The following is a 6,314-nucleotide window of genomic DNA, read 5'->3' as shown; positions in this document are numbered from 1 at the left end:
GACGACACGATTTGGCCGTACGCTGATCACACCGGTCGTTTGCGCGCGGTCTTTGCTCACGGTCGCCCGCCCTGCAAAACCCTTCGCGCCGATGTGGCCCGCGTCCACCGCTGCCCGGCCCGCGTTCGTGACGATCGCGATACGCCCCTCTTCCTTGGGCCGGAGTGGGCGCAATATCCGCCAATTCCGAATTTCGGTAAAGTGGAATGTTTTTGGCGATACGGGTTGACCGGCATCTTGGGTGTTTTGCCCGACGGGCAACGCGAGGTCTTGTAGCCCGGATGGAGCGAAGCGTAATCCGGGGTTCTCGCCCGCAGATGCAGCGGCCCCGGATTGCGCTTCGCTCCATCCGGGCTACTGGCTACGGGCGCGTGTTGTTTTGCCTGCCGCGGTAGCGCAGCGTCTCCACCAGCAGTGAAAACGCCGGCGAGGATTGGCGGCGGCTCGGATAATAGAGGTGGTAACCGGAGAAGGGCGGGCACCAGTCGGCGAGCACGCGGACGAGCTGTCCGCTTACCAGATAGGGCTGCACCTGGGTTTCGGTGATGTAGGCGAGGCCGAAGCCGCGCAGCGCGGCACTGAGCAATGCGCCGGCGCCGTTGAAGACGAGCTGTCCCTCGACACGAACGTTGAGGTCGCGGCCGTTCTTCTCGAACTCCCAGGCATAGAGCCCGCCATGCGTGGGCAGGCGCAGGTTGAGGCAGTTGTGCTCGGTCAGGTCCTGCGGGGTGCGGGGCTTCTTGCGTCCTGCGAAATAGGACGGCGCGCCGATCACGGCCATGCGCAGATCGGGACCGACGCGGACTGCGATCATGTCCTTGGCGACGAGACCGCCTGGCCGGATGCCGGCGTCATATTGCTCGGCGACGATGTTGGACAGGCCGTAGTCGATGATCACCTCGACCTTGATGTCGGGATAGTCGGGCAGGATCCTGGCCAGCGCCGGCAGCAGCACCGCATCGGCCGCATTCTCCGTCGCGGTGATCCGGATGGTGCCCGCGGGCTTCTCGCGGAATTCACCGAGTGCGGCGAGCTCGACGTCCATCTCCTCGAATTTCGGGGCAATCGACCGGAACAGCCTTTCGCCGGCCTGGGTCGGGGCGACGTTGCGTGTGGTGCGGCTCAACAGCCGCACGCCGAGCCGCTCCTCGAGCGCGCGCACGATCTGGCTGAGCGCGGATTGCGACATGCCGAGCTTGATAGCGGCCCGCGTAAAGCTGCGTTCTCTCGCGACCGCGAGGAAGGCGAGGAGGTCACTGGCGTTGTCGCGGTCCATTCATTAGCCCAGGCGATAAATCTATTCAGGTTTTATCATCTAATCACTTGGCCGAAAACGGCCTAGCTTCAGCCGACAGCAAATCACTGGAATGTACCTCCCGTCCGCGAACGACGGAGGGATCGTCGCTGCGCGCATTGAAGAAGGTTGAACGTCATGAACGAGGGTATCTCAGGCAAGATCGTCGTCATTACCGGCGCCAGCAGCGGTCTTGGCGAGGCCGCCGCGCGGCTGCTTGCATCACAGGGTGCCGCGGTCGTGCTCGGTGCGCGGCGCGCCGATCGCCTTGCCGCGCTCGTGAACGAGATCACGGCGAGTGGCGGCAAGGCGCTGGCCGTCAGGACCGACGTTGCCGACCGCGCGCAGGTGAAGGCCCTGGTGGACGCGGGTGTGAAGGCCCACGGCCGCATCGACGTGATGCTCAACAATGCCGGCCTGATGCCGCAGTCGCTGCTCGAACGGTTGAAGGTCGATGAGTGGGACCGCATGATCGACGTCAACATCAAGGGCGTGCTCTACGGCATCGCGGCGGCGCTGCCGTACATGACCGCGCAGAAGGCGGGTCACATCATCAACGTCTCCTCTGTTGCCGGCCACAGGGTAGGGCCGGGCTCAACCGTCTATGCTGCGACGAAATTCGCGGTGCGGGCGCTCTCCGAAGGGCTGCGCCAGGAGGTGAAACCCTACAACATCCGCAGCACCGTGATCTCGCCCGGCGCGGTCGCGACCGAACTGCCCGACAGCGTCACCGACCGCGACGCGGCCTCCCGCATCCAGCAATTCTATGCGCAGGTCGCGATCCCCGCGTCCTCGTTCGCGCGCGCCGTCGCCTTCGCGATCAGCCAGCCCGAGAATGTCGACATCAACGAGATCCTGTTCCGCCCGACGCGCCAGGACTATTGAGCGAGGCGCGCCATGTTTCCCGTGAGACGAATGACCATCGCCATCGCTGCGCTCGGCCTGATTGCCGCTGCGCCGGTGAGGAGCGAGCAGGGAACTGAAGGAGCCAAACCGATGTCTGACAGCATCAGGGACGTCGCACCCGCGCTGGAAAAATACCGCGAGACCGTCGTGCTCGGCGATCTCTGGAAGCGTCCGCAGTTGAGCGCACGCGACCGCAGCATCGTCACGCTGGCAGCGCTGATCGCGCGCAACCAGACCGTCGAGCTCGCCTATTATCTGAACCTGGCGCTCGCCAGCGGCGTCAAGCCCGCCGAGATCTCCGAGATCGTCACGCATCTGGCTTTCTACACAGGATGGGCGAATGCGATGTCGGCAGTCTCGGTTGCGAAGGATGTCTTTGCGGCCCGCAAGATCGCGTCGGACCAGTTGGCGGCAGTCTCGCCTGCGCTGTTGCCGCTCAACGAGGCCGCGGAATCCGACCGGGCGACGCGCGTGGGCCAGCAATTCGGCAACGTCGCACCCGGCCTCGTGCAGTACACGACCGATGTATTGTTCCGCGATCTCTGGCTGCGTCCGGGCCTCGCGCCGCGCGACCGCAGCCTCGTTACGGTCAGCGCGCTGGTCGCAACCGGACAGGTCGCGCAGATCACCTATCATCTGAACCGTGCGATGGATAACGGGCTGACACAGGAACAGACCGGCGAGGTCGTCACGCAGCTTGCGTTCTATGCCGGCTGGCCCAACGCGTTCTCGGCAGTGTCGGTGTTCAAGGACGTGTTCGAGAAGCGGCCGAAGCCGTGAGCAATTTATCGCGACGGAGCGTGCTCGTAGCAGCGCTGCTTGCGAGCGCGCCTGCAAGGCTCGCCCATGCAAAGGAGATCGACATGGACATCAAACGCAATGGCTCGCAGCCCTCCCGCAAGGGACCTGCGGAAAGGTTTTCGGGATCGGTGCGCATCGACCCGTTGTTCCAGGTGCCCGAACCCGGCCGCGTCGGTGCCGGGCAGGTGACCTTCGAGCCCGGCGCGCGCACCGCCTGGCACACCCACCCGCTTGGCCAGACCCTGATCATCACGTCGGGTCTTGGCTGGGTGCAGCGCGAGGGCGGCCCGATCGAGGAGGTCAGGCCCGGCGACGTCGTGTGGTTTCTACCTGATCTGAAGCACTGGCATGGTGCGACGCCTGCGACCGGGATGACGCACATCGCTATCCAGGAATCGGTTGGCGGCAAGACTGTCGACTGGCTCGAGCACGTCACCGATGCCCAATACAGGGCGTGAGCATCATGACGTTCTGGCCAATTGATGAGCTGCGCCGTATCGCGGATGCGGACGATCTGCACGTTGCGCCGTTCCGCGAGGACGGCGCAACGCCGGGCACGCCGACCTGGATCTGGTCGGTCGCGGTTGACGATGCGCTCTACGCGCGCCCGTATAACGGGCGGAACTCGAGCTGGTACCAGGCCGCGGTGCGGCAGAAGGCGGGACGGATCGTCGCGGCAGGCATGATGAAGGATGTCACCTTTGCGCCGGTCGAGGGGCCGATCAACCATCGCATCGACGAGGCCTACCGGGCGAAATACGCCAAATTCGCCTATCTCCAGCCGATGATCGGGGCGCGCATGCACGGCGTCACGATCCGGATATTGCCGCGCTGACCGATTTCGGGACAGCGGCAATCGGCCGCCGCACCGCTGTAATCCCGTGCCTTAACCAACAATTAATTATACGTTTGCGGGTGGGCGACGGCCCGGCCTAGCGTGCGGTGGGGAGCCGCCGAAGCCAAACGAGTTGGTGCGTATCATGATGTCCAGATCATATGGGGCGCTCTTCGCCTCGCTCAGCGCAGCCGCGCTGCTCCTTTCTGCCAATGACGGTTTTGCCAGGCCCGGCGCCACCGCCACCGCCGCGCGCGGGATGGCCGCCGCGCCTTCCGGCGCGATCGGGCGTCCGCAGATCGGTCCTGGCGCCCGGTTCCGCGGCCGCAACACGCCCTGGGTCTATTGGCCGGGCGGCGGCGGGTTCTTCTACGACAACGCAGGCTATAACCAGCCTTTCGTCGATGCCGGGCAGCCGGCCTCCACCGACGTGCGTTACACCTATACGTACGACGTTCCCTGGGACTGGACCCATCGCTTCCCGCCGAACGTGGTGCCGTCCGACCGGCCCTATGTGCCAAGCTGCCCGACGGAGCAGGTGACGGTGCCCGGCCGCGGCGGCGCCGAGCACACGGTCAACATCATGCGCTGCTACTGAGCGGCGTCGTCCGCCCAGCTAGCCCAGCTCAAAACTGGTCACGCCGAAGACGCGGTCGATCCGCAGCGGCGGGATCGGCCCTGTGTACATCCGCGCCGTCTCGAACACCGGCTTGAGCCCGAGCGATTCCGCGAGCGCGATGGCCTCGCGATTGATCGCGGGGACGTCGAGGAACACTTCGCCGCCGCCTGCGCTCGCCAGCAGCGCCTGCACGATCGCTTCCGCCGCTCCGCGGTCGTCGGCGACGAGCGGGCCGATCTTGTGGCCGGTCCGGCAGGGCCGGATCACCCCCCATGCCGCGAGCTTGCCGTCGCGCAGCAGTGCGCCGCCGAGATGGCCTGATGTGTTGATCCAGGCGCGCAGGAAGGCGCTGCGCGCGGCCGGGAAGACGGTCGCGTCGTCGGCTTCAACGAGCGCGAACGGGACATTGTCGAGCGCGACGATTTCGGCGGGCGGATTCGGCGGCGCGGCGACGATGCCGCCGTAGCGGATATTGGCGTAGGCCAGCTGGAAGCCGGACTTCTTGTAATTGTCCTGCTGCGCAACGACGCCGTCGAGCCCGATCACGCGGGCGCCCGCATGCGCGATCGCCGCGTTCCAGATGCGCAGGCCGTGGCCCGCGCCGCGAAAGCCTGAGCGCACGATGTAGAAGCCGAGGAAGGCGAAGCGATCATCGTAATTGACGCAGGAGATTGTTGCGACCGGCTGGCCGTCGATCTCGCCGACGAAGAAGCCTTTCGCGTCCGGGATCGCGAAACAGGCGGCGTCGCCGAGGCCCGGATTCCAGCCCTCGGCCGCGGCCCAGTCGACGGCGGTGGCGATCTCCTCGGGGCGCAAATTGCGGATCTGCAGATCGCTCATGGCGGATGCCTTAACGGATGCTTGGGCGGTGGACCTGGCGGCAGGTCCGGCGGTAGAAGGCCTCATGATAGGCCGGGCCCGGGGCTCGCCTCAACACAGGGATGATCGGTCATGGCAGCAGAGAAGGTCGCACTTGTCACGGCTGGCGGCAGCGGCATGGGGGCAGGGGCTGCGCGGCGGCTCGCGGCCGACGGCTTTCGCGTCGCGATCCTGTCGTCCTCCGGCAAGGGCGAGGCGCTGGCCGTCGAGCTCGGCGGCCTCGGCGTCACCGGCTCCAACAAGTCGAACGATGATCTGAAGCGGCTCGTCGACGGGGCGATAGCCAAATGGGGACGCATCGACGTGCTCGTCAACAGCGCCGGCCACGGGCCGCGCGCGGCGATCACGGAGATCACCGACGAGCAGTGGCACACCGGCCTCGACACGTATCTCCTCAACGTGATCCGTCCGACCCGGCTGGTGACGCCGGTGATGCAGGCGCAGAAGGCCGGCGCCATCATCAACATCTCGACCGCCTGGGCGTTCGAGCCGAGCGCGATGTTCCCGACCTCCGCGGTGTTCCGCGCGGGCCTCGCCGCCTTCACGAAGATCTTCACCGACACCCATGCCGCCGACAACATCCGCATGAACAACGTCCTGCCGGGCTGGATCGACAGCCTGCCGCAGACCGATGCGCGGCGCGACAGCGTGCCGATGAAGCGCTACGGCAAGGTCGAAGAGGTCGCGGCGACGGTGTCGTTCCTGGCGTCCGAGGGTGCCGCCTACATCACCGGCCAGAATATCCGCGTCGACGGCGGACTGACGCGCTCGGTGTGAGTCGGCGCGCGGCTTCGGTCCGCCATTCTTGTGCACTTGTCGTAACGCGACGCGCGGCTTGCGTGGTGCGCCGCTGCGGCGGGGCGACGCGTGGCGTTCGGGTCACACTCGTCGCTGGTCTTGCGCGATAAGTCACTGACTACGTCACAGTCCATACGAACTGCGCCGCAGACCGAGACGAACAGACATGCTCCGCCTATTCC

General features: G+C 66.1%; 9 protein-coding genes. 7 read left to right on the top strand and 2 right to left on the bottom strand.

What is annotated here, in order from left to right; all coding sequences use genetic code 11:
• A partial coding sequence (locus QJT78_RS35650) for a hypothetical protein (RefSeq protein WP_281460440.1) occupies positions 1–276 on the top strand: 276 nt, incomplete at its 5' end.
• An 85-nt stretch (positions 277–361) separates the two neighbouring features.
• Here the strand turns inward: QJT78_RS35650 and QJT78_RS35645 are convergent.
• Positions 362–1,276, bottom strand: coding sequence for a LysR family transcriptional regulator (locus QJT78_RS35645; protein WP_028152266.1), 915 nt, complete (start codon positions 1,274–1,276; stop codon positions 362–364).
• A 156-nt stretch (positions 1,277–1,432) separates the two neighbouring features.
• Here QJT78_RS35645 and QJT78_RS35640 point away from each other — a divergent pair, with 156 nt between their 5' ends.
• The 5 genes from QJT78_RS35640 to QJT78_RS35620 all read left to right on the top strand — a co-directional run bounded on the left by QJT78_RS35640 (position 1,433) and on the right by QJT78_RS35620 (position 4,434).
• The gene (locus QJT78_RS35640; protein ID WP_038944123.1) at positions 1,433–2,179 is read left to right on the top strand and encodes an SDR family oxidoreductase; all 747 of its coding nucleotides are present in this window, start codon (positions 1,433–1,435) and stop codon (positions 2,177–2,179) included.
• A gap of 111 nt (positions 2,180–2,290) precedes the next feature.
• Entirely contained in the window at positions 2,291–2,980 is a 690-nt protein-coding gene (locus QJT78_RS35635) for a carboxymuconolactone decarboxylase family protein (RefSeq protein ID WP_348652403.1), read from the top strand.
• Positions 2,981–3,063: 83 nt separating this feature from the next.
• A complete protein-coding gene (locus QJT78_RS35630; protein ID WP_028152268.1) occupies positions 3,064–3,459 on the top strand; it encodes a cupin domain-containing protein in 396 nt (131 codons plus the stop codon).
• A 5-nt stretch (positions 3,460–3,464) separates the two neighbouring features.
• A complete protein-coding gene (locus QJT78_RS35625) occupies positions 3,465–3,836 on the top strand; it encodes a DUF2255 family protein (RefSeq protein ID WP_028152269.1) in 372 nt (123 codons plus the stop codon).
• A gap of 145 nt (positions 3,837–3,981) precedes the next feature.
• Entirely contained in the window at positions 3,982–4,434 is a 453-nt protein-coding gene (locus QJT78_RS35620) for a hypothetical protein (protein ID WP_028152270.1), read from the top strand.
• A gap of 18 nt (positions 4,435–4,452) precedes the next feature.
• On the opposite strand, the gene QJT78_RS35615 is transcribed toward QJT78_RS35620, so the two are convergent.
• A complete protein-coding gene (locus QJT78_RS35615) occupies positions 4,453–5,295 on the bottom strand; it encodes a GNAT family N-acetyltransferase (RefSeq protein ID WP_028152271.1) in 843 nt (280 codons plus the stop codon).
• 111 nt (positions 5,296–5,406) lie between these two features.
• Between QJT78_RS35615 and QJT78_RS35610 the strand changes: the two genes are divergently transcribed.
• Positions 5,407–6,111, top strand: coding sequence for an SDR family oxidoreductase (locus QJT78_RS35610; RefSeq protein WP_028152272.1), 705 nt, complete (start codon positions 5,407–5,409; stop codon positions 6,109–6,111).
• Positions 6,112–6,314: the final 203 nt, after the last annotated feature.

The sequence above is a fragment of the Bradyrhizobium sp. Mp27 genome (assembly GCF_029953005.1).
GTDB lineage: Bacteria > Pseudomonadota > Alphaproteobacteria > Rhizobiales > Xanthobacteraceae > Bradyrhizobium > Bradyrhizobium barranii.
Note: the sequence above shows the minus strand (reverse complement) of the source record. Positions and strands in the feature narration are given on the sequence as shown.

Bases quoted from the DNA above. Each gene is read 5' to 3' on its own strand.
- QJT78_RS35645 (WP_028152266.1), bottom strand. From the start codon at position 1,276: ATGGACCGCGACAACGCCAGTGACCTCCTCGCCTTCCTCGCGGTCGCG.
- QJT78_RS35640 (WP_038944123.1), top strand. From the start codon at position 1,433: ATGAACGAGGGTATCTCAGGCAAGATCGTCGTCATTACCGGCGCCAGC.
- QJT78_RS35635 (WP_348652403.1), top strand. From the start codon at position 2,291: ATGTCTGACAGCATCAGGGACGTCGCACCCGCGCTGGAAAAATACCGC.
- QJT78_RS35630 (WP_028152268.1), top strand. From the start codon at position 3,064: ATGGACATCAAACGCAATGGCTCGCAGCCCTCCCGCAAGGGACCTGCG.
- QJT78_RS35625 (WP_028152269.1), top strand. From the start codon at position 3,465: ATGACGTTCTGGCCAATTGATGAGCTGCGCCGTATCGCGGATGCGGAC.
- QJT78_RS35620 (WP_028152270.1), top strand. From the start codon at position 3,982: ATGATGTCCAGATCATATGGGGCGCTCTTCGCCTCGCTCAGCGCAGCC.
- QJT78_RS35615 (WP_028152271.1), bottom strand. From the start codon at position 5,295: ATGAGCGATCTGCAGATCCGCAATTTGCGCCCCGAGGAGATCGCCACC.
- QJT78_RS35610 (WP_028152272.1), top strand. From the start codon at position 5,407: ATGGCAGCAGAGAAGGTCGCACTTGTCACGGCTGGCGGCAGCGGCATG.